Origin of the sequence: Streptomyces sp. NPDC006385, assembly GCF_040612485.1 — a bacterium.
In the GTDB taxonomy this organism is placed as follows: domain Bacteria; phylum Actinomycetota; class Actinomycetes; order Streptomycetales; family Streptomycetaceae; genus Streptomyces.
Genome location: NZ_JBEXQG010000006.1, coordinates 175,930 through 195,056, shown reverse-complemented (window position 1 = coordinate 195,056; position 19,127 = coordinate 175,930). Strand labels below are relative to the sequence as shown.

20 protein-coding genes are annotated in these 19,127 nt (G+C 69.8%); 11 read left to right on the top strand and 9 right to left on the bottom strand.

Annotation, left to right across the window (positions count from 1 at the left end; genetic code table 11):
• Positions 1-32: 32 nt before the first annotated feature.
• The gene (locus ABZ078_RS07060) at positions 33-926 is read right to left on the bottom strand and encodes a DUF3558 domain-containing protein (protein ID WP_356572409.1); all 894 of its coding nucleotides are present in this window, start codon (positions 924-926) and stop codon (positions 33-35) included.
• A gap of 215 nt (positions 927-1,141) precedes the next feature.
• Here ABZ078_RS07060 and ABZ078_RS07055 point away from each other — a divergent pair, with 215 nt between their 5' ends.
• Positions 1,142-2,335, top strand: coding sequence for an RtcB family protein (locus ABZ078_RS07055; protein ID WP_356572407.1), 1,194 nt, complete (start codon positions 1,142-1,144; stop codon positions 2,333-2,335).
• Between the two features lie 203 nt (positions 2,336-2,538).
• Here the strand turns inward: ABZ078_RS07055 and ABZ078_RS07050 are convergent, their stop codons facing one another.
• The 4 genes from ABZ078_RS07050 to ABZ078_RS07035 all read right to left on the bottom strand — a co-directional run bounded on the left by ABZ078_RS07050 (position 2,539) and on the right by ABZ078_RS07035 (position 5,047).
• On the bottom strand, positions 2,539-3,081 hold the full coding sequence (locus tag ABZ078_RS07050) for an LAGLIDADG family homing endonuclease (protein WP_356572405.1): 543 nt from the start codon (positions 3,079-3,081) through the stop codon (positions 2,539-2,541).
• A 265-nt stretch (positions 3,082-3,346) separates the two neighbouring features.
• Positions 3,347-4,102: a tyrosine-protein phosphatase gene (locus ABZ078_RS07045; RefSeq protein ID WP_356572403.1), complete on the bottom strand. Its 756-nt coding sequence runs from the start codon at positions 4,100-4,102 to the stop codon at positions 3,347-3,349.
• Between the two features lie 43 nt (positions 4,103-4,145).
• Positions 4,146-4,271 carry a hypothetical protein gene (locus ABZ078_RS07040; RefSeq protein WP_356572401.1) on the bottom strand — a complete coding sequence of 42 codons (126 nt, stop codon included), beginning with the start codon at positions 4,269-4,271 and terminating at the stop codon, positions 4,146-4,148.
• Positions 4,271-5,047, bottom strand: coding sequence for an SDR family NAD(P)-dependent oxidoreductase (locus ABZ078_RS07035; RefSeq protein WP_356572399.1), 777 nt, complete (start codon positions 5,045-5,047; stop codon positions 4,271-4,273). Before ABZ078_RS07035 ends, ABZ078_RS07040 begins: the two co-directional genes overlap by 1 nt.
• Before the next feature lie 99 nt (positions 5,048-5,146).
• On the opposite strand from ABZ078_RS07035, the gene ABZ078_RS07030 reads away from it, so the two are divergent.
• Positions 5,147-5,575, top strand: coding sequence for a nuclear transport factor 2 family protein (locus ABZ078_RS07030; RefSeq protein WP_356572397.1), 429 nt, complete (start codon positions 5,147-5,149; stop codon positions 5,573-5,575).
• Between the two features lie 22 nt (positions 5,576-5,597).
• Here the strand turns inward: ABZ078_RS07030 and ABZ078_RS07025 are convergent, their stop codons facing one another.
• Positions 5,598-5,933: a YnfA family protein gene (locus ABZ078_RS07025; RefSeq protein WP_356572395.1), complete on the bottom strand. Its 336-nt coding sequence runs from the start codon at positions 5,931-5,933 to the stop codon at positions 5,598-5,600.
• Between the two features lie 138 nt (positions 5,934-6,071).
• Between ABZ078_RS07025 and ABZ078_RS07020 the strand changes: the two genes are divergently transcribed.
• The 4 genes from ABZ078_RS07020 to ABZ078_RS07005 all read left to right on the top strand — a co-directional run bounded on the left by ABZ078_RS07020 (position 6,072) and on the right by ABZ078_RS07005 (position 10,177).
• Positions 6,072-6,584 carry a hypothetical protein gene (locus ABZ078_RS07020; protein WP_356572393.1) on the top strand — a complete coding sequence of 171 codons (513 nt, stop codon included), beginning with the start codon at positions 6,072-6,074 and terminating at the stop codon, positions 6,582-6,584.
• A 195-nt stretch (positions 6,585-6,779) separates the two neighbouring features.
• Positions 6,780-7,865, top strand: coding sequence for an LLM class flavin-dependent oxidoreductase (locus ABZ078_RS07015; RefSeq protein ID WP_356572391.1), 1,086 nt, complete (start codon positions 6,780-6,782; stop codon positions 7,863-7,865).
• Positions 7,866-8,026: 161 nt separating this feature from the next.
• A complete protein-coding gene (locus tag ABZ078_RS07010) occupies positions 8,027-8,755 on the top strand; it encodes a response regulator transcription factor (protein WP_356572389.1) in 729 nt (242 codons plus the stop codon).
• 30 nt (positions 8,756-8,785) lie between these two features.
• Entirely contained in the window at positions 8,786-10,177 is a 1,392-nt protein-coding gene (locus tag ABZ078_RS07005; RefSeq protein ID WP_356572481.1) for a HAMP domain-containing sensor histidine kinase, read from the top strand.
• 229 nt (positions 10,178-10,406) lie between these two features.
• Here the strand turns inward: ABZ078_RS07005 and ABZ078_RS07000 are convergent, their stop codons facing one another.
• The 3 genes from ABZ078_RS07000 to ABZ078_RS06990 all read right to left on the bottom strand — a co-directional run bounded on the left by ABZ078_RS07000 (position 10,407) and on the right by ABZ078_RS06990 (position 13,676).
• Positions 10,407-11,606 (bottom strand): serine hydrolase domain-containing protein, encoded by a 1,200-nt coding sequence (locus ABZ078_RS07000; RefSeq protein WP_356572387.1) that lies wholly within the window; start codon positions 11,604-11,606, stop codon positions 10,407-10,409.
• Between the two features lie 206 nt (positions 11,607-11,812).
• Positions 11,813-12,799 (bottom strand): serine hydrolase domain-containing protein, encoded by a 987-nt coding sequence (locus ABZ078_RS06995; protein WP_356572385.1) that lies wholly within the window; start codon positions 12,797-12,799, stop codon positions 11,813-11,815.
• Between the two features lie 439 nt (positions 12,800-13,238).
• Positions 13,239-13,676 (bottom strand): hypothetical protein, encoded by a 438-nt coding sequence (locus ABZ078_RS06990; RefSeq protein WP_003974483.1) that lies wholly within the window; start codon positions 13,674-13,676, stop codon positions 13,239-13,241.
• A gap of 533 nt (positions 13,677-14,209) precedes the next feature.
• Here ABZ078_RS06990 and hemL point away from each other — a divergent pair.
• From hemL to ABZ078_RS06965, 5 genes are all read left to right on the top strand, one after another.
• On the top strand, positions 14,210-15,544 hold the full coding sequence (gene hemL, locus ABZ078_RS06985; RefSeq protein ID WP_356572383.1) for a glutamate-1-semialdehyde 2,1-aminomutase: 1,335 nt from the start codon (positions 14,210-14,212) through the stop codon (positions 15,542-15,544).
• On the top strand, positions 15,541-16,257 hold the full coding sequence (locus ABZ078_RS06980) for a histidine phosphatase family protein (protein ID WP_356572381.1): 717 nt from the start codon (positions 15,541-15,543) through the stop codon (positions 16,255-16,257). The genes hemL and ABZ078_RS06980 overlap by 4 nt, the downstream gene beginning before the upstream one ends.
• Before the next feature lie 137 nt (positions 16,258-16,394).
• Positions 16,395-17,684 (top strand): hypothetical protein, encoded by a 1,290-nt coding sequence (locus ABZ078_RS06975; RefSeq protein ID WP_356572379.1) that lies wholly within the window; start codon positions 16,395-16,397, stop codon positions 17,682-17,684.
• Positions 17,685-17,750: 66 nt separating this feature from the next.
• Positions 17,751-18,356, top strand: a complete 606-nt coding sequence (locus ABZ078_RS06970) for a TlpA disulfide reductase family protein (protein ID WP_356572377.1) — start codon at positions 17,751-17,753, stop codon at positions 18,354-18,356.
• A gap of 1 nt (position 18,357) precedes the next feature.
• Complete coding sequence (locus tag ABZ078_RS06965) at positions 18,358-19,125, top strand: cytochrome c biogenesis protein CcdA (RefSeq protein WP_356572375.1); 768 nt, start codon at positions 18,358-18,360, stop codon at positions 19,123-19,125.
• Positions 19,126-19,127: the final 2 nt, after the last annotated feature.

Here is a 19,127-nt window from a genome sequence, read left to right as displayed (position 1 = left end):
GCACCCGGGCGCACCGGGGTCGCCGAGGGGCGTCACTCCGCCAGCGCTTCAGCCAGTTGCGCGGCCAGTTTCCGGGCCCTGTCCTGCATTTCCTCGCTGTCCGGCACCACGCCGACGGTCGCCGGCTGCTCCGCGTACTCGATCCTCACGATCACGTTGGACGTGCGGAACACCACAGTCACCGTGCGCTGCTGGGCCGTCGAACCGGAGCTGCCGAGCACGTCGTCGAGGAAGGCGTCGTCCCCGAGGTCGTCGAGGACGCGCGGCTGAAGCTCGGCGGGTGTCGAGGCATCGGTGGAGTCGGAGTCGGAGTCGGAGACGGAGGGAGAGGGGGACGCGGCGGACGAGGTGTCCCCCGAAACCGGCGAGGCCGAGGAGGAGGGCGAGCCGCTCGGGCCGGCGGACGGGGTGCCCTCGCCGGACTCGCCGCTCTCGCCGCCGCCGTCCTCGCTGCCGGGCGTGCCGGAAACCACCGGCTCGGGAAGGTCGGCCGCCTCCTGCTCCTTCGCGAACAGCCGCTGCGCCTCGCTGTCGTCGCTGACCGCTGTGTCGTACGACACCACCCGCTCGAAGTCGACGAGGAGATGGTCCGTTGCCTGCGCCGACTCCACCTTCCAACGGCAGCCGGCCTTGCGGTCGGTGTCGAAGGTGGGCGTCGGCGTGCCCTCGTACGCCTTCTCGCGCTGCTCCGCGTCCGTGAGCTGCTTGATGCCGGGCAGCAGCGAGTCGAGCGTCTCCGCGCCGACCACGCCGCAGGGTTCGGGGAGCGTGCGGTACCGGCCGGGCTCGGCCACCGCGGTCGCCGTACCGGCGTCGTCGGGGTTGGACTCGTCGGTGGTGCCGCCGCCGTCGGAGCTGCCGGTGCAGCCGGCCAGCAGCACCGCGAGGAGCGCGGCGACGCCGGATACGTACGCCTTCCGCTGCACGGTCAGGCTCCTCTCGACGGTGGTCGTGTGGTCGGTCCGTTGCCGGTCTTTCAGTGTCCCCGCTGGTTATTCGCTTGCTGAGCGGGGGCGCCCCCTGGAGACAATGTCTATCGCACGCACTGCCGTGGACGCCGGTCCGTTGTCCTTTTCGTCGACCCTGGCGCCGGTATTGCGATTTCAGACTTGTGTTTTGTTTCCGGGGGATAGAGGACGATATGTCGTACGTGGAGATGCCGGGCGCGAAGGTACCGATCCGTATGTGGACCGATCCCGCGACGGTCGAGGACGTGGCCCTGCAGCAGCTCCGGAACGTCGCGACGCTGCCGTGGATCAAGGGGCTGGCGGTCATGCCGGACGTCCACTACGGGAAGGGCGCGACGGTCGGGTCCGTCATCGCCATGCAGGGGGCCGTGTGTCCCGCGGCGGTGGGGGTGGACATCGGGTGCGGGATGTCGGCGGTGAAGACATCGCTGACGGCCAACGACCTGCCGGGGGATCTGTCGCGGCTGCGGTCGAAGATCGAGCAGGCGATTCCGGTGGGGCGCGGGATGCACGACGACCCCGTGGATCCGGGGCGGCTGCACGGGTTCGGTACCGCCGGGTGGGACGACTTCTGGGGGCGGTTCGACGGGGTTGCTGAGGCGGTGAAGTTCCGGGAGGAGCGGGCCGGGAAGCAGATGGGAACGCTCGGAGCCGGCAACCATATGATCGAGTTGTGTCTCGATCAGTCGAATTCGGTCTGGCTCATGCTGCACTCCGGTTCCCGGAACATCGGCAAGGAGCTGGCTGAGCACCACATCGGCGTCGCGCAGAAGCTGCCGCACAACCAGGGGCTGGTCGACCGCGATCTCGCGGTGTTCGTCTCGGACACTCCGCAGATGGCGGCGTACAGGAACGATCTGTTCTGGGCTCAGGAGTACGCCAAGTACAACCGCGCGATCATGATGGCGCTCCTGAAGGACGTGGTCCGGAAGGAGTTCAAGAAGGCGAAGCCGACCTTTGAGACGGAGATCTCCTGCCACCACAACTATGTAGCCGAGGAGCGCTACGAGGGCATGGATCTGCTCGTCACGCGCAAGGGCGCCATTCGGGCCGGCTCTGGTGAGTTCGGAATCATTCCGGGTTCGATGGGCACGAGCTCGTACATCGTGAAGGGGCTCGGCAACGAGAAGGCCTTCAACTCGGCTTCGCACGGGGCCGGTCGGCGTATGAGCCGGAACGCGGCGAAGCGCCGCTTCACGGTGCGGGACTTGGAGGAGCAGACGCGAGGAGTGGAGTGCCGTAAGGACTCCGGCGTGCTGGACGAGATTCCGGGGGCCTACAAGAACATCGACCAGGTGATGGAGCAGCAGCGTGATCTGGTCGAGGTCGTGGCGAAGCTCAAGCAGTTCATCTGCGTGAAAGGCTGACAAGGGCGGGCCCGGGGAAGCCGGGCCCGCGTTTGTTCACTGCCCGCTGGGCGTGGGGACCTGTCCGGTACGCAAGCGCCACAGCCGAAGGCTGCAGCTTTGAACGGTCCTGCCGAGCGCCTCGGCGGCCGAAGTTGGGTTGTTGTGCCGCAGCAGGATCCGGTCTTCGTGCTCGTTCCAGCGGCGTGTCGTGTAGGCGGCCCTCATGGTGGCGGGCGCGTCCAGTTGGCGAGGGAATCGGCGGCAGCGCGCTTGCGCTCCAGGGACAGACACCCGGGGTAATAGAGGTCCAAGGTCAGAGCTTGGCCGACCTCCATGGTGTAGAGGACGTTGTAGATGTCGTCTCGCGCATTGCGCTTGATGTTGCGCTGAGCCCCCGTCACTTCCTTGGCGTAGCGGCACAGGTACGCCCCGATCGCGGTACTTGCCGTCGTGAGGGAGACGAAGGGGAAGCCCTTGCTGGTGTAGCCGACCGAGCCGTCCGCGTCGATGACCCCGCGTAGGTAGTCGCGACTCGAGAACTCGCCGCTGGGCGGGGCGATCGTCTTCGACTTGCGGCCGTAAGGCAGGCCATTTTCGTTGATCTTGGTCCTGGCTTCGAGGGAGCAGAGGCTCCAGACCGCTGAGTGGGCAGTCTCGGCGAAGTTCGTGGAGCGTGTGCGCTCGGTGATGCTGCTGTAGTACGGCGTCAGTTTCTGGAACCTGCGCAGGAGCTCGATGTCGCTGGCGCTGAGCTCGACCGTCAACTTGCCTTTCCGTCCGGCCCCTTGCTGAAGATGCCCGTCTGCCTGCAAGAACCAAACATGTAGGCGTACTCAGGCACAGTGAGGTCCATGAACTGGTGGACGCTAGGCTCGCAGTCAGCCATGAGGAAGCAGTGTCCTTCCTTGCTGGTCAGGCCCTCGGTCGGGCGGCATCCCGGTCGAGGGCCCTCGATTTGATGGTGTGGCGCGAGCCTAGATCGCCAGTTCAGCCTCCGTTCGGGTGATCGACCGCGTTCACTCCTGTGAGTTACTCGGGCCGCTTCTCAAGGAGCGTGCCGCGGAGCGACGTTGAGAGTGGTCTCGGATCCAGGGACAGGGCCTCGGAGACGTAACCCTCCACACCGCCGTACCGAGCTGTCAGCTTCGCCAGGAACAGCCGCATGACCGCTTCAGGCGCCCTGCCGAAGCCCGGCCAGGTGGGGATGCGGCCGTTGTTGCGGGCCTTCCAGTCGGTGAGGAGGGCCGGGGCGGCGCGGTCCGTGAGGGCGAAGTCCTCGATGATCGTGGCCTCCGGCACCTTGAGCAGGCCGAGGACCAGGGCCGCCAGCAGGCCCGTGCGGTCCTTGCCTGACGCGCAGTGGAAGGCCAGGGGGGTGTCCGACTCCGCCGACTTGGCCACCAGTTCCAGTGCGCCGCGGATCTCCCGCGTGCCGTCCGCGGCCATCTCCAGGTAGCGCTCGGCCAGGTAGGGGCCGAGCTCCACGTCGGGGGCCAGGGCGGCCTGGTTGTAGGGGCGGTGCTCGATGCTGAGGTTGTGGTACGCGAAGGACGGGTGGTCCGGGACGCGGCCCTGGTCCTCGATCTCCCACGGGTAGCGCAGGTCGATGACCGTGCGGATGCCCAGGGAGAGGAAGCGGGACCAGTCCGGCGTGTCCTGCGTCAGCTTGCCCAGGGAGTCCGTGCGGTACAGGCGGCCGGTGCGGACGCGGTGGCCGTCCGCCGTCGTCCAGCCGCCCAGGTCGCGGAAGTTGTGCAGTGCCTCGAAGCGTACGTGTCTGTCCACAGGGAGTGACCGTAGGCGGTAACTCCCTTGCGGGCCCGGGGTTTTACCGCGGTGCGTGGGTCACCGCGTAGATCATCACGAACGCCACGATGTGGATGCCCAAGAGGAAGTAGCCGAGCCACCACCACATCTGGTGTTCGTCGTGCGGGCCCTTGTCGCCGCGCGCCACTACAGCTCCCTGTGGACCTTCGTGTTGGACGCCTGGGCGCGCGGGCGGACGACCAGGAGGTCGATGTTGACGTGGCTGGGGCGGGTGACCGCCCAGGTGACGGTGTCGGCGATGTCGTCCGCGGTGAGGGGCTCGGCGACGCCCTCGTAGACCTTCTCCGCCTTCTCCTTGTCGCCGGCGAAGCGGGTCAGGGCGAACTCGTCGGTCTTGACCATGCCGGGCGCGATCTCGATGACGCGGACCGGGCGGCCGACGATCTCCAGGCGCAGGGTCTCGGCGAGGACGTGGGTGCCGTGCTTGGCGGCGACGTAGCCCGCGCCGCCCTCGTAGGTGCCGTGGCCCGCCGTGGAGGACACGACCACGATCGTGCCGTCGCCGCTCGCCTCCAGCTTGGGGAGCAGGGCCTGGGTGACGTTCAGGGTGCCGATGACGTTCGTCTCGTACATGGTGCGCCAGTCGGCCGGGTCGCCGGTGGCCACCGGGTCGGCTCCCAGGGCGCCGCCCGCGTTGTTGACCAGGACGCCGATCGTCTTGAAGGCCGTGGCGAACTCGTCGACGGCGGCGCGGTCGGTGACGTCGAGCTGGTAGGCCGTCGCCGAGTGGCCGGCCGCGGCGATCTCCTCGGCCAGCGCCTCGATGCGGTCCTTGCGGCGGGCGGTCAGGACGACCCGGTAGCCGGCGGCGGCGAGCTGTCGTGCCGTGGCGGCGCCGATTCCGCCGCTCGCGCCGGTGACGACGGCGATGCGGGAGGCGGCGGACGGGGCTGCGGTGGGCATGGCTGCTCCTCGGGCGTGCTCGGGTCCAGGGACTGTCCGGCCAGGATAGGCGGGCGGTGCGACAATGAGAGGGGTGATCCCCTGGAGCGGAGGTGGATCATGGGACAGGCGCGAGAGGTCATGGACCGGCTCACGGACGCGTTGACCGCACACCCCGATCTGAAGGTCATCGGCGAGCTGTACGCCGAGGACGCGGTGGCCGTCACCCCTGACGAGGGGGAGATCCGCGGGCGCGACAACATCGTGGCGTACTGGCGGGAGATGACGGAGGCGGTTCCGGACGCCACGTTCGAATCGCTGCACTCGTACGAGGTGGGTGACACGGCCATCGACGAGGGGATCTTCAGCGGGCGGAACACGGGGCCGCTGCGTCTGCCCACCGGGGAGACCGTCCCCGGGACGCAGAAGGAGATCAGGATCCGTGGGGTGGACATCGCCACCGTGCGGGACGGCCGGATCGTGGACTACAGGCTCTACTTCGACGAGATGGAGTTCCTGGGGCAGTTGGGGCTGCTGCCGCCTGCGTGAGGGCGGGTGCTCCGTGCTCCGCTCAGTCGCCTCGCGGCGCGTACATGATCACCGCCATGCCGGCGAGGCAGATCAGCGCGCCGATGACGTCCCAGCGGTCCGGGCGGTAGCCGTCCGCGACCATGCCCCAGGCCAGGGAACCGGCGACGAAGACACCGCCGTACGCGGCGAGGACGCGGCCGAAGTCGGCGTCGGGCTGGAGCGTGGCGACGAAGCCGTAGGCGCCGAGGGCGATGACGCCCGCGCCGATCCACAGCAGGCCGCGGTGTTCGCGCACGCCCTGCCAGACCAGCCAGGCGCCGCCGATCTCGAAGAGGGCGGCGACGACGAACAGGGCGGCGGAACGCAGGACGAGCATGGGGGCCAGCTTCGCATGCCCTCGCCTCCGCCTTCACGTCACCTGACCTGGCCTTCGCGTCACCTGTTGGACGGCGCCTGCCGGTCGCTCCGCGTGGGATACATCCGTACGACCACGCTGGAGTGAGGAGTGGGCGGTATGCGGCGGATGCGGGTGGCTGCGGTGTGCGGCGCGGCCGTGGTGGCGGTGGTCGGCGCGGTGGCTCCGGTCGCCGGGGCGGTGGAGGGTCCTGGGGCTGTGGGTGGTCCTGGGGCGATGGGTGGTGGTCCTGGGGTGGACCTCGCCTACCACGGCTCCGCAGACATGTCCGCCGGCCGGGTCGACGTACGGTTCGCGCCCCACAACCCCGGCCCGAGCGCCGTGCCGGACGCGACGGTACGGCTGCGCTGGTCGGAGCCGCTGGCCGACCGGCAGGTGCTGCTGCGAGGGTGTGCGCGGGCCGGCGAGCGTGAGGTGACGTGCCGCGTCGGGGCGGTGGACGCGGACGGCGTGGGGGAGCGCATCGAGCTGCGGGTACGGCTGCGGGGCACGCCGACGGAGGTGTCGCTGGACTTCGACACCGTGGGGAGCGACGGGGCCGTGGACGGCGACCGGGGGCAGGAGCGGCAGCGGGTGCTCGTGCTGGACACGGGGGACACGTACTACTTCTGACCGGTTGCGGTGTGGTGTGGTGTGGTGCGGCGTGGTGCGGTGCGGTGCGGGGCGAGCGGCTGCCGGCGCGGACCGGTGGGCGTGCGCACGGGCGGGGGACAGTCCCCGGCAGGGCTCCGTACGAGGAATAGCCCCCGGCCGGGCTCCGTTCTCCAGGTATAGTTTAACGGTCAACAACCTGGAGGGTGAGCGACCATGCAGTTCGGGATCTTCAGCGTCGGCGACGTCACACCGGACCCCACCACGGGCCGTACGCCGACCGAGCGCGAGCGCATCAAGGCCATGGTCGCCATCGCGCTGAAGGCCGAGGAGGCCGGGCTCGACGTCTTCGCGACCGGGGAGCACCACAACCCGCCGTTCGTGCCGTCGTCGCCGACCACGATGCTCGGCTACATCGCGGCGCGCACGGAGCGGCTGGTCCTCTCCACCGCCACCACCCTCATCACCACCAACGACCCGGTGAAGATCGCCGAGGACTTCGCGATGCTCCAGCACCTGGCCGACGGGCGGGTGGACCTGATGACGGGCCGTGGGAACACCGGCCCGGTCTACCCCTGGTTCGGCCAGGACATCCGGCAGGGCATCAACCTCGCCGTCGAGAACTACGCCCTGCTGCACCGGCTGTGGCGCGAGGACGTCGTGGACTGGGAGGGGACGTTCCGTACGCCCCTCCAGGGCTTCACCGCCACGCCCCGCCCGCTGGACGGCGTACCGCCCTTCGTCTGGCACGGCTCGATCCGCTCGCCGGAGATCGCCGAGCAGGCGGCCTACTACGGCGACGGCTTCTTCCACAACAACATCTTCTGGCCGGCCGACCACACCCAGCGCATGGTCGAGCTGTACCGGACCCGGTACGCCCACTACGGGCACGGCACGCCCGAGCAGGCGATCGTCGGGCTGGGTGGTCAGGTCTTCATGCGCCGCAACTCCCAGGACGCGGTGCGTGAGTTCCGGCCGTACTTCGACGTCGCGCCGGTCTACGGGCACGGGCCGTCGCTGGAGGACTTCATGGACCAGACGCCGCTGACCGTGGGCTCCCCGCAGCAGGTCATCGAGAAGACGCTGTCCTTCCGCGAGTACGCCGGTGACTACCAGCGCCAGCTGTTCCTGATGGACCACGCCGGGCTGCCGCTGAAGACCGTGCTGGAGCAGATCGACATGCTCGGGGAGGAGGTCGTGCCGGTACTGCGCGAGGAGTTCGCGAAGGGCCGTCCGGCCGACGTCCCGGAGGCTCCCACGCACGCGTCCCGCAAGGCCGCCCAGGACGTGACCGTCGCATGAGGCTCGTCCGTCGTCTCGGCGGGGCCGTCCGTCGTCTCGGCGGGGCACTCGCCGGTCCTGGACCACACCCTGCGCCCCCTCGGGTGAGAGGCCAGTAAGAAGGGGGTGCGGTGAGCCACTCATCACGTCGTACGACCGCGAAGCCTTGGCAGTATGAACCCGTGCCCCAGACTGTTCTGCTCGCCGAAGACGACCGCGCCATCCGCCACGCCCTGGAGCGCGCGCTGACCCTGGAGGGCTACCAGGTCACCGCGGTCGCCGACGGCGTCGAGGCGCTGGCCCAGGCCCATCGCACGCCGCCGGACGTGCTGGTGCTGGACGTGATGATGCCCGGCATCGACGGGCTCCAGGTCTGCCGGGTGCTGCGCGCCGAGGGCGACCGCACCCCGATCCTGATGCTGACGGCGCTCGTGGAGACCCAGGACCGCATCGCCGGCCTGGACGCGGGCGCCGACGACTACGTGGTCAAGCCCTTCGACGTCGAGGAGGTCTTCGCCCGGCTGCGCGCCCTGCTGCGCCGCACCAGAGAGGCGAACGGCGCCCCCGCCGACGTACCGAAGCAGGCCCCCGAGACTCCCGCGCCGTCCGACCGGCTGATCGAGGCGGCCGGCCTGCGGATGGACCCGCAGGCGCGGCGGGCGTGGCGGGGCACGCGGGAGCTGGAGCTGACGCGGACCGAGTTCGAGCTGCTGGAACTGCTGGTGCGCAACGCCGGCATCGTCCTCGACCACTCCACCATCTACGACCGCATCTGGGGCTACGACTTCGGCCCCGGCTCCAAGAACCTCGCCGTCTACGTCGGCTACCTGCGCCGCAAGCTCGACGAGCCCGGCGCGCCCCAGCTGATCCACACGGTGCGCGGCGTGGGTTACGTGCTGCGGGAGGACTGAGTGGGCCCGGCCCGCCGTCGGCTCGGGAGGCTGCTGAAGGGGCGGCGCAGAACGGGACTCGGCACCACCTTCGCCGTCTCCTTCGCGGCCGTCACCGCCGCGGTCACCGTGCTGGTCGGTCTGCTGTCGTACACCGCCGCCGCCCGGCTGGTACGGGTGGACCAGGAGTCCGTGTTCTCCGAGGTCGTACAGGATCTGCGGGGCGAGGTGCGGCGGCGGCCGATGACACCCGACGACTTCTCCTCCTCGGCGCCCGGGCACGATCTCGTACGGCCCGCCCGTACCGACGTCCAGGTGCTCGGCCCGGACGGCGCCGTCGTCGACCCGGGCCGGCCGGGGCTGCCGGTCACGGCCGCCGACCGGCGGATCGCGGCCGTCGCCACGGCCGGGCGGATGGTCCAGCACAAGGACGTCGACGTGGGCAGCGACGTCTACCGTGTCGCGACCGTCGCGCTCGGCGGCGGGCGGGGCGCGGTACAGGTGGCCCAGGAGTTCAGCGACACCGAGGATCTGCTGCGGGCGCTGCAACAGCGGACCCTGCTGCTGATGGCGGCCGTGGTGACGCTCGCGGGACTGTTCGGCTGGTGGCTGGCCCGGCGCATCACCCGCCGCCTGGTCGTCCTCACCGCCGCCGCCGAGGACGTCGCCCGCACCCGGCGGCTCGGCATCCAGGTACCGGTCACGGGATACGACGAGGTCGGCCGGCTGGGCCGCGCCTTCGACCGCATGCTGGGCCGGCTGGCCCAGTCGGAGGAGGACCAGCGGCGCCTGGTGCAGGACGCGGGCCACGAACTGCGCACCCCGCTCACGTCCCTGCGGACGAACATCTCCCTGCTGCGCCGCATCGACGAGCTGCCGCCCGCCACGCGCGACGAACTGGTGGCGGACCTGGGCCAGGAGGCGCGCGAACTGACCGACCTGGTCAACGAGTTGGTCGACCTGGCGGCCGGGCAGTCCGACACCGAGCCGGTCCAGCGGGTGGACCTCGCCGACATCGCCGAGGACGTGGCGGGGCTCGCCCGGCGGCGTACGGGGCGGCGGATCCTGGTCCGCGCGAGCGGCGAGACCGTGACGGACGGGCGGCCGGCGATGCTCCAGCGGGCGGTGACCAACCTCGTGGAGAACGCGGCGAAGTTCGACCGCGACGGCACGGCACCGATCGAGATCAACGTCGCCGGGCCCGCCCGCCCGGGGACGGTGCGCGTGGAGGTTCTCGACCGGGGGCCGGGCATCGCCGAGGACGATCTGTTCCGGGTCTTCGACCGCTTCTACCGTGCCGCCGACGCGCGGTCCCTGCCCGGGTCGGGGCTGGGCCTGTCGATCGTGCGGGAGGTGGCGCTGTCGCACGGGGGAGCGCCGTTCGCCTTCCGGCGGGACGGGGGCGGGACGGGGATCGGGTTCACGGTGGGCGGTTCCGCCTGACCGGCTTCCCGGTCCGCTCGCGGTCCCTGGTCGTCAGATTCCCGGTTCGGACCGGTCACTCCGGTGTGGAGCGGGCCACGCCGCGCACGCCGGCGTCGACCGGGCTGGACCACGGTCGCAGCCACCGGTTCGCCTCGGCGGGCGTGCCGAGGAGGTCGTGCTCGGCGGGCGTGCCGAGGAGGTCGTGTCGTGCTCGGCGGGCGATGTCGTCGGCGCAGGGGCGACCGTGTCAGTGGCCGGCTTCCGGCTCGGTGCCGGTTTCCGGGGCACCCGGCCCGCAGGTGGCCGCCAGTGCGGTCACCAGGAACTCCTGGACGGCCTTCTCCACGGCAGGCGGCCCGACGACACCCGGCACCGTCACCGTCCAGCCGAAGGTGATCTGGCGGCGGCCGTCGGGTGAGCTCCAGGACTGCGAGCGGTACCCGAATCCGTTGCCCATGTTGCCCCACACCCGGTCGCCCGGAGCGGCCGGGCAGAGGTCGCCGCCGCCCAACACCCCGAGTCCGTAACCGGCCTCGTTCACCGTCCGCATGTCGGCCAGACGGGCAGGGGACAGCAGCGTGCCGTCGGACAGCGCCCGGAAGAAACGGTTGACGTCACCGCTGGTGGACACCACGCCCCCCGCCGCTCCCCACACCGACGGGGTGTACACCGTGGTGTCCACGAGCCGGCCCTTGGCGTCCTGCCGGTACCCGTTGACGTGCGGGCCGGTGAGGAAGGGGCTCAGGGTCGGGTAGGACGTGTCCTTCATGCCGGCGGGACGCAGGACGCGGCGCTCCAGTTCGCGCGCGAGCGGGCGGCCGGTCGCCCGCTCGGCGATGAGTCCGAGGACGACGTAGTTGGTGTTGGAGTAGGAGAACTGGCCGGCTGGCGCGGGCGGTTGCTCGACGGCCCGTCGGACCAGTTCCTCCGGGGCCACGTACCGGAAGCGGTTCCGCTCCAGCTCGGCGTCGGTCCCGGTCGGGAACAGCACGTCGAAATAGTTCGGGAGCCCGCTGGTGTGGTCGAGCAGCTGCCTGACGGTGACCTTCGCGTGGGCGGCCGGCAGCACACCGGTCAGGTGCCGGACCACCGCGTCGTCCAGTCCGAGCCGGCCCTCGTCGACGAGTTGGAGGACCACGGTCGCCACCATCGCCTTGGTGATGCTGGCAATGCGGTACCGGTCACCGGGCCGGGCGGCCTGTCGCGTGCGGACGTCACGGACACCGCTCGCGCCGGACCAGACCTCGTCCCCGACGCGTACCTGGGCCAGAGCCGCGGGAGCACCTGCGGCCGTCAGCTTGTCCAGCGCCGCCTGCAGTGCCGTGGCGTCCGGCCCGACGGCGTCCGCGAAGACCTCCGCCCCGGCGGCGGGAGCCGCGCCGGTCCCGTACGACGTCGCGGCGGCCGTTCCGGCTGAGGTGGCCAACTGTGCTGCCAGGACGGTCATGACTGCTGCTGCACGAAGCCTGAAGCGCATCTTCTTCCCCCATGAGTTCGACCGATTCTAAACATTCAAGGTCATCCGTCATCCGTCATCCGTGATCCGTGATCCGTGACCCGTCATCCGTCATCCGTGACCCGTGACCCGTGACCGGGGATCCGCGACCGGTGATCTTTGATCCGTGATCTCGCGGTGACGGTGCGGAGAGGACGTCATCGTCCGTTGCCACTGCTGTACTCGGCCAGGAGTGCGAAACCGTGACGGTCCACCGAGGCGGCGGTGGCGGAAAGGATGACAACGCCGGTGCCGGAGCCGCGGTCGAGCCCGAGCCAGGACCGGAAACCACCGGTACCGCCGTTGTGCCAGGTGATCGGTCGGCCTTTGACCTGGACCGTGATCCAGGCCGCGCCGATGTGAGCACCCGCGCCGAACGGGGCGACCGGATCGAGCGCGGCAACGCCCGGAGCGCTGCCGTCGAGCACCGCCGCGGTGAAGCGGGCCATGCCGGCGACCGAGGCCCGGATACCGCCTGCCGGTCCGAGCCCCTCGCCGGTCCAGGGGTGCCGCCGGCGTCCTCGGCGGCTTCTGCCGGTGAGCGCCCCCGGTCGGAGCTGGTCAGTCGTCTCTGCGACGTAGAAGCAGTCGAGTTTCAGCGGCACGGCGATGCGCCGGTGGATCAGCTCCGCGTAGGTCGTCGCAGCGGCGTTGGCGAGGGCATGGCCCAGCAGTTCGAACCCGAAGTTGGAATAGCGGGGCCGCGGCTTGCCCAGCGGAACGTCTCGGGCCTGGTCGAGGAGTTGGTCGAGGTCCTCGCCGTAGGGGTTGACTCCGTGTCGCCACAGGGTGAGGGTGCGCCGCCAGGGCCGCGCGGACCTGGGCAGCCTGGGAAGCCCGGACCGGTGCGTGCTCAGCGACTGCAACGTCACCCGCGCGGCGGGGATGTCGCCCAGCGGCAGCAGTTCGCCAAGGGTCGTGTCAGGGCCGATCTCGCCTCGTGCGAGTGCGTCGGCGTACAGCAGCCCGGTGACGCCCTTGGAGAGGGAACCGATCTCGAAGTCATCGTCCAGGTCGGTCCCGCGCCCCGCCACGGTCACGCCCCGAGGCGAGACCACGGCCGCAGCGGAGACGGGGTGGCGTGGCCCCAGCAGTTCGCCGAGCCTGGCAGCGAGCCGCTCGTCACCATGGATCGAAGCGGTCATGACCGCCCGCCGATCAGGCTCCGGCCGCCCTGCCTGGGGATCGGCTGCGCGGCGTACCGACACCGCCGCGACATCATCACCTCAATGGGACGTAGCGGCAGCCTCGCTAACGACTCGTCATCGGCCCTCAAGGCCGCGTGCTCAGGCAGTCCATTCATGTCCATGCGTCAACCGTAGTTGACGGTCCATGATCGAGTCAACCAGGGTTGACGCAGGTGCATGCAACGCCCTCCGGCACGCGTACGCACGCCTCCGTGCTGCTCCTGGGCATGGGAGAGAGCATCAAGGCACTCTCCGAACATCTCGGCCACTCACACCTGAGGTTCACCTCCAGAGAGGCCCATGTGCCCTCAACGCGCCCAGGCCGCCTGAAGGCCCCTCCCGGCACATGACGAAGGCGGGGTCCGAAAACCCCGCCCGCTACCGGTGAACCCCCGCCTCAGGGCCACACAAGGCAATACGGCTGATGCCCCGCCTCATGCAACCGATGGCTGAAGTCCTGCCACTCGTGCAGCAGTTGATACACGTTGAACGCATCCCGGGGCCCACCCCGGTCCGGCACCGTCGACCAGATGAACGCGGCCGCGCCGACCGCTTCCTCTCCTATACCCCGCAGCGGATCGACCACCGTCATCGGCAGCTTGACCACCGCGTAGTCGGGGTGCAGGACGACCAGTTCCAGCGGCGGGACCTTGTGGAGCGGTACGCCCTCGATGCCCGTCAGGACCATCGCGGCCATCGTCTCCGGCTTGATCTTGGTGAACATGCCGTTCATGCCGAGTTCGTCGCCGCCGAGTTCTTCGGGGCGCATCGAGATCGGGACGCGGGCCGCGGTGGCGCCGTCCGGCGCGCCGAAGTACTTGTACGTCACCCCCACCCGACCACCATTCCTGCTCGCCCTCAGCCGCTCCATGTGTCGGTCGGCACGCTCTGACTCGTTCGGTACACCCGGCATATCCGGTACTACGTGTGCCTGCCGTGGTTCGTTCGAATCCTCCGCGTCGCGCCGGTGCCTTCCCCGCCGGGCACGTCGAGGACCCAGGTCATCAGTCCCCTCGCCCAGTCCGCCACCGCGATGCATATCTCCACCCGACTGCTTTTCTAGGACCCGTGGCCCCCGCCGCGCAACCCGATCATCGTGTCAGTGACCTCCCCCGCGGCCGCCCGCCGAAACGTGCGGTGAAACACCTGTCCGCAGGATCTTTTCAGTCCCCGACCATCACACCCCGCATGAGCTGTGTGTATCACGCCCAGTCTCGCAGATCGCGGGGATGGGCCGCTGGGAGACCGGTCGCCGGGTGGTGGGCCCGCTGTCGTCACCTCCCGCTGGCCTACCCTGAGGAGGTCACTGGCAACCGGAGTCCGAGAAACGTCGGAGAAGGTCAGAGAAGGTCGGAGTAGTCGCAGGTCATGAGCGAAGCGCCCTCTTCAGGAACGCCCTATCCATACGATGCGCCTGCCTCGCAGGCTCTGTTCGACCGGGCGGCCGCCGTCACGCCGGGCGGCGTGAACTCCCCGGTGCGCGCCTTCCGCGCCGTGGGCGGCACGCCCCGGTTCATGGTGTCCGGCACCGGCCCGTACCTGACCGACGCCGACGGGCGCGAGTACGTCGACCTCGTCTGCTCCTGGGGGCCCATGATCCTCGGGCACTCCCACCCGGAGGTGGTCGCCGCCGTCCAGGACGCCGTCTCGCGCGGCACCTCCTTCGGCACGCCCGGTGAGGGCGAGGTCGCGCTCGCCGAGGAGATGGTCGGCCGGATCGACCCGCTCGAGCAGGTGCGTCTCGTCTCCAGCGGGACCGAGGCCACCATGTCCGCCATCCGGCTCGCCCGCGGGTTCACCCAGCGGTCCAAGGTGATCAAGTTCGCCGGGTGTTATCACGGGCACGTCGATGCGCTGCTCGCCGCGGCCGGGTCCGGGGTCGCCACCTTCGCCCTTCCCGACACCCCCGGCGTCACCGGCGCCCAGGCCGGCGACACCATCGTCCTGCCGTACAACGACCTCGAAGCCGTCCAGGAGGCCTTCCACCGCCACCCCGGTGAGATCGCCTGCGTCATCACCGAGGCCTCGCCCGGCAACATGGGCGTCGTCCCGCCGCTCCCCGGGTTCAACCAGGGGCTCAAGGACGCCTGCCGGGAGAACGGCGCCCTCTACATCTCCGACGAGGTCATGACCGGTTTCCGCACCAGCCGCGCCGGCTGGTACGGCGTCGACGGGGTCAGGCCGGATCTCATGACCTTCGGCAAGGTGATGGGCGGCGGCTTCCCGGCCGCCGCCTTCGGTGGGCGTGCGGACGTGATGGCCCACCTCGCGCCCGCCGGGCCCGTCTACCAGGCCGGCACCCTCTCCGGGAACCCGGTCGCCACCGCCGCCGGCCTCGCCCAGCTGCGGCTCCTCGACCAGGCCGCGTACGACAAGGTCGACGCCGTGTCGGAGACCATCCAGTCCCTCGTCTCCGAGGCCCTCACCAAGGAAGGCGTCGCGCACCGGCTGCAGAACGCCTCCAACATGTTCTCCGTCTTCTTCACGGACCGGGACGTGCGCACCTACGAGGACGCCAAGCGGCAGGAGTCCTTCCGCTTCACCGCCTTCTTCCACTCGATGCTGGCGCAGGGCGTCTATCTGCCGCCCTCGTCCTTCGAGTCCTGGTTCGTGTCCACGGCCCACGACGACAGGGCCGTCCAGCGGATCGCCGACGCCCTCCCGGCGGCGGCCCGAGCGGCTGCGGAGGCCACGGCGGCATGAGCGGCGGCATCGACAAGAAGGCCCGGACCGAGAGGAACGACAGTGACGTCACCGTCGTCCATCTCATGCGGCACGGTGAGGTCGCCAACCCGGACGGCATCCTCTACGGCCGTCTCTCCGGGTACCACCTGTCGGAGCTCGGGCGGCAGATGGCCGACCGGGTCGCCGAGCACCTGGCCTCCCGGGACATCACCTACGTCTGCGCCTCCCCGCTGGAGCGGGCGCAGGAGACCGCGACGCCGATCGCCAAGGGGCACGGGCTGGACGTGGCGACCGACGCGCGGCTGATCGAGGCCGACAACGTCTTCCAGGGCAAGACCTTCGGCGTCGGGGACGGCGCGATGCGGCGGCCGGAGAACTGGAGGCATCTCCTCAACCCCTTCAGGCCGTCCTGGGGTGAGCCGTACATCGACCAGGTCATCCGCATGATGGGGGCGCTCGACGCCGCCAAGGACGCCGCGCGCGGCCACGAGGCCGTGCTGGTCAGCCATCAGCTCCCGATCTGGATCGTGCGCAGCTACGTCGAGAAGCGGCGGCTGTGGCACGACCCGCGCAAGCGGCAGTGCACGCTCGCGTCCCTGACGACCTTCACGTACCAGGGCGACAGGATCGTGTCCGTCGGCTACACCGAGCCCGCCATCGACCTCGTCCCGGCCCACCTGCGCGCCGGAGCGAGGCCGGCGAAGGGGAAGGACAAGGCCTTCGGCGCCTGAGGGCTTCCTCGCTGCCGCGACGTGTTCGTGACATTTGTGATATTCGTGACGAACTATGTACTAGTTCGCGGAACCTCCCCGTTCCGCATGTCCTCTGACTGGGTGACCACCAGTGGATATGTACGAATGGGGATGCAATGCGCACGCTCACCCGAAGGGGAATGCTCGGGCTCGGCGCGGGTGCCGCGGCGGCCGCCGGTCTCGCCGGCTGCGGCACCCTCACGTCGTCAGACGGGTCGAACGATGCCGGAGGTTCCACGGGCAAGGGGGACAACCGGCACGGCGCCCAGACCAACCGCGCCCGCCCCATCGGGGACGGCTCCACCTCGTACACCGGCAAGCAGCCGAACCAGCCGGCCAAGCCCGAGCCGCTGGAGCCGGGGCAGGAGCCGCCGCAGTTCGTCGTCTTCTCCTGGGACGGCGCCGGCGAGGTCGGCAACGGTCTCTTCCCGCGCTTCCTCGACCTCGCCAAGGAGCACGAGGCGCACATGACGTTCTTCCTCTCGGGGCTCTATCTGCTCCCCGAGTCGAAGAAGCGGCTCTACGAGCCGCCGAACAACCCGCGCGGCGCCTCCGACATCGGCTACCTCACCGACGAGCACATCAGGGAGACGCTGAAGAACGTCCGCCGCGCCTGGCTCGACGGCCACGAGATAGGCACCCACTTCAACGGCCACTTCTGCGCCGGCACCGGCACCGTCGGCAACTGGACCCCGCAGCAGTGGCGCAGCGAGATCGAGCAAGCCAAGTCCTTCGTGAAGGAGTGGCGGACCAACTCCGGCTGGACCGATCTGCCGTCCCTGCCCTTCGACTACGACAAGGAGCTGATCGGCGGCCGCACGCCCTGCCTCCTCGGCCAGGACAACCTGCTGCCCACCGCCCGCGAGCTGGGCTGGCGCTACGACGCCTCCTCGCCCGGCGGCCGTCAGGTGTGGCCGGTGAAGCGGCAGGGGCTGTGGGATCTGCCGTTGCAGCAGATACCTTTCCCCGGACGTTCGTTCGAGGTTCTGTCCATGGACTACAACATGCTCGCCAACCAGTCGATCAACTCGACGAAGGCGCCCAGCCACAACTACCCGGGCTGGCGGGAGCAGTCGGCACAGGCGTACATCCAGGGCTTCAAGCGGGCATACGAGACAAACCGGGCCCCCTTCTTCATCGGCAACCACTTCGAGCAGTGGAACGGCGGCATCTACATGGACGCCGTCGAGGAAGCCCTCAAGCACATCGCGCGGGAGAAGGAGAAGGGCGCCGACATCCGGCTCGTCTCGTTCCGGCAGTTCGTGGACTGGATGGACGTACAGAAGCCCGACGTGCTCGCCAAGCTGCGCACGCTGGAGGTCGGGCAGGAGCCCGCAGGCGGCTGGAAGGCCTTCACGAAGGGTGGTTCCACGAGTTCCTCGACGAGCTCCGCGAACGCCGCCTGAAATGCGGGTTTCCGCCCGCAAGGGGGGTGCGCAAGATCCCCAGAACGGGCATGCGAAACTTTTCACATGAGTGCCGCCCGTCGCGCCCGCAGCCGTGTCGCCCTGCTCGCCACCACCAGCGCCGCCGTCGCCGCGCTGACCCTGTCCGCGTGCGGTTCGGGCGGTACGTCCGGGGGCGGCGGCGACACCAACTTCGTCACCGGCAACAACGGCATCGCCACGGTCCCGCAGGGCAAGCGCGCCGACGCGCCCGAGCTGTCCGGCAAGACCATCGACGGCAAGCAGCTGAGCACCGCCGACTACAAGGGCAAGATCCTCGTCGTCAACGTCTGGGGATCGTGGTGCCCACCGTGCCGGGCCGAGGCGAAGAACTTCCAGACCGTCTACCAGGACCTCAAGGACCAGGGTGTCGAGTTCGTCGGCATCAACACCCGGGACACCAGCACCACCCCCGCCAAGGCCTTCGAGAAGGAGTTCGGGGTCACCTACCCGAGCCTGTACGACCCCACGGGCAAGCAGATGCTCCGCTTCAAGAAGGGCACGCTCAACCCGCAGCTCATCCCCTCCACGCTCGTCATCGACCGGGAGGGCGGGATCGCGGCGCGTGCGCTGCAACCCCTCAGCGAGGACACGCTGCGCAGCATGATCAAGCCCGTCCTCGCGGAGAAGTGACGTGAGCGCGCTGTCCACGCTCGCCGCGGAGTACAACGGCACCGTGATGCACGGCGCCCTGCTGCTCGCGCTGCCGATCGCCGTGCTCGGCGGCCTCGTCTCCTTCTTCTCCCCGTGCGTCCTGCCCCTCGTCCCCGGTTACCTCTCCTACGTCACCGGAGTCAGCGGCACCGACCTGGCCGAGGCCCGGCGCGGGCGGATGGTCGCCGGCGCCTCCCTGTTCGTGCTCGGCTTCACCGCCGTGTTCGTCTCCGGCGGGGCGCTGTTCGGCTACTGGGGCTCGACCCTTCAGGAGAACAAGGACGTCCTGACGAAGGTCCTCGGCGTCCTCATGATCCTCATGGGCGTCTTCTTCATGGGCCTGATGCCCTGGCTCAGCCAGCGGGAGTTCCGCTTCCACACCAGGCCGGCCACCGGGCTGGCCGGCGCCCCCCTGCTCGGCGCCCTCTTCGGCATCGGCTGGGCGCCCTGCATCGGTCCGACCCTGTCCTCCGTGCAGACCCTCGCCTTCACCGAGGCCAGCGCCGGACGCGGCGCCATACTGACCGTCGCCTACTGCCTCGGCCTCGGCATCCCCTTCGTCCTCACTGCCGTAGCCTTCCGCAAGGCGCTCGGCGCCTTCGCCTGGGTCAAACGCCACTATGTCTGGGTGCTGCGCATCGGCGGCACCATGATGATCGTGACCGGTGTGCTGCTGCTGACCGGCGCGTGGGACCGCATCGTGCAGGAGATGCAGGTCTGGTCCGACGGCTTCACTGTGGGGATCTGATC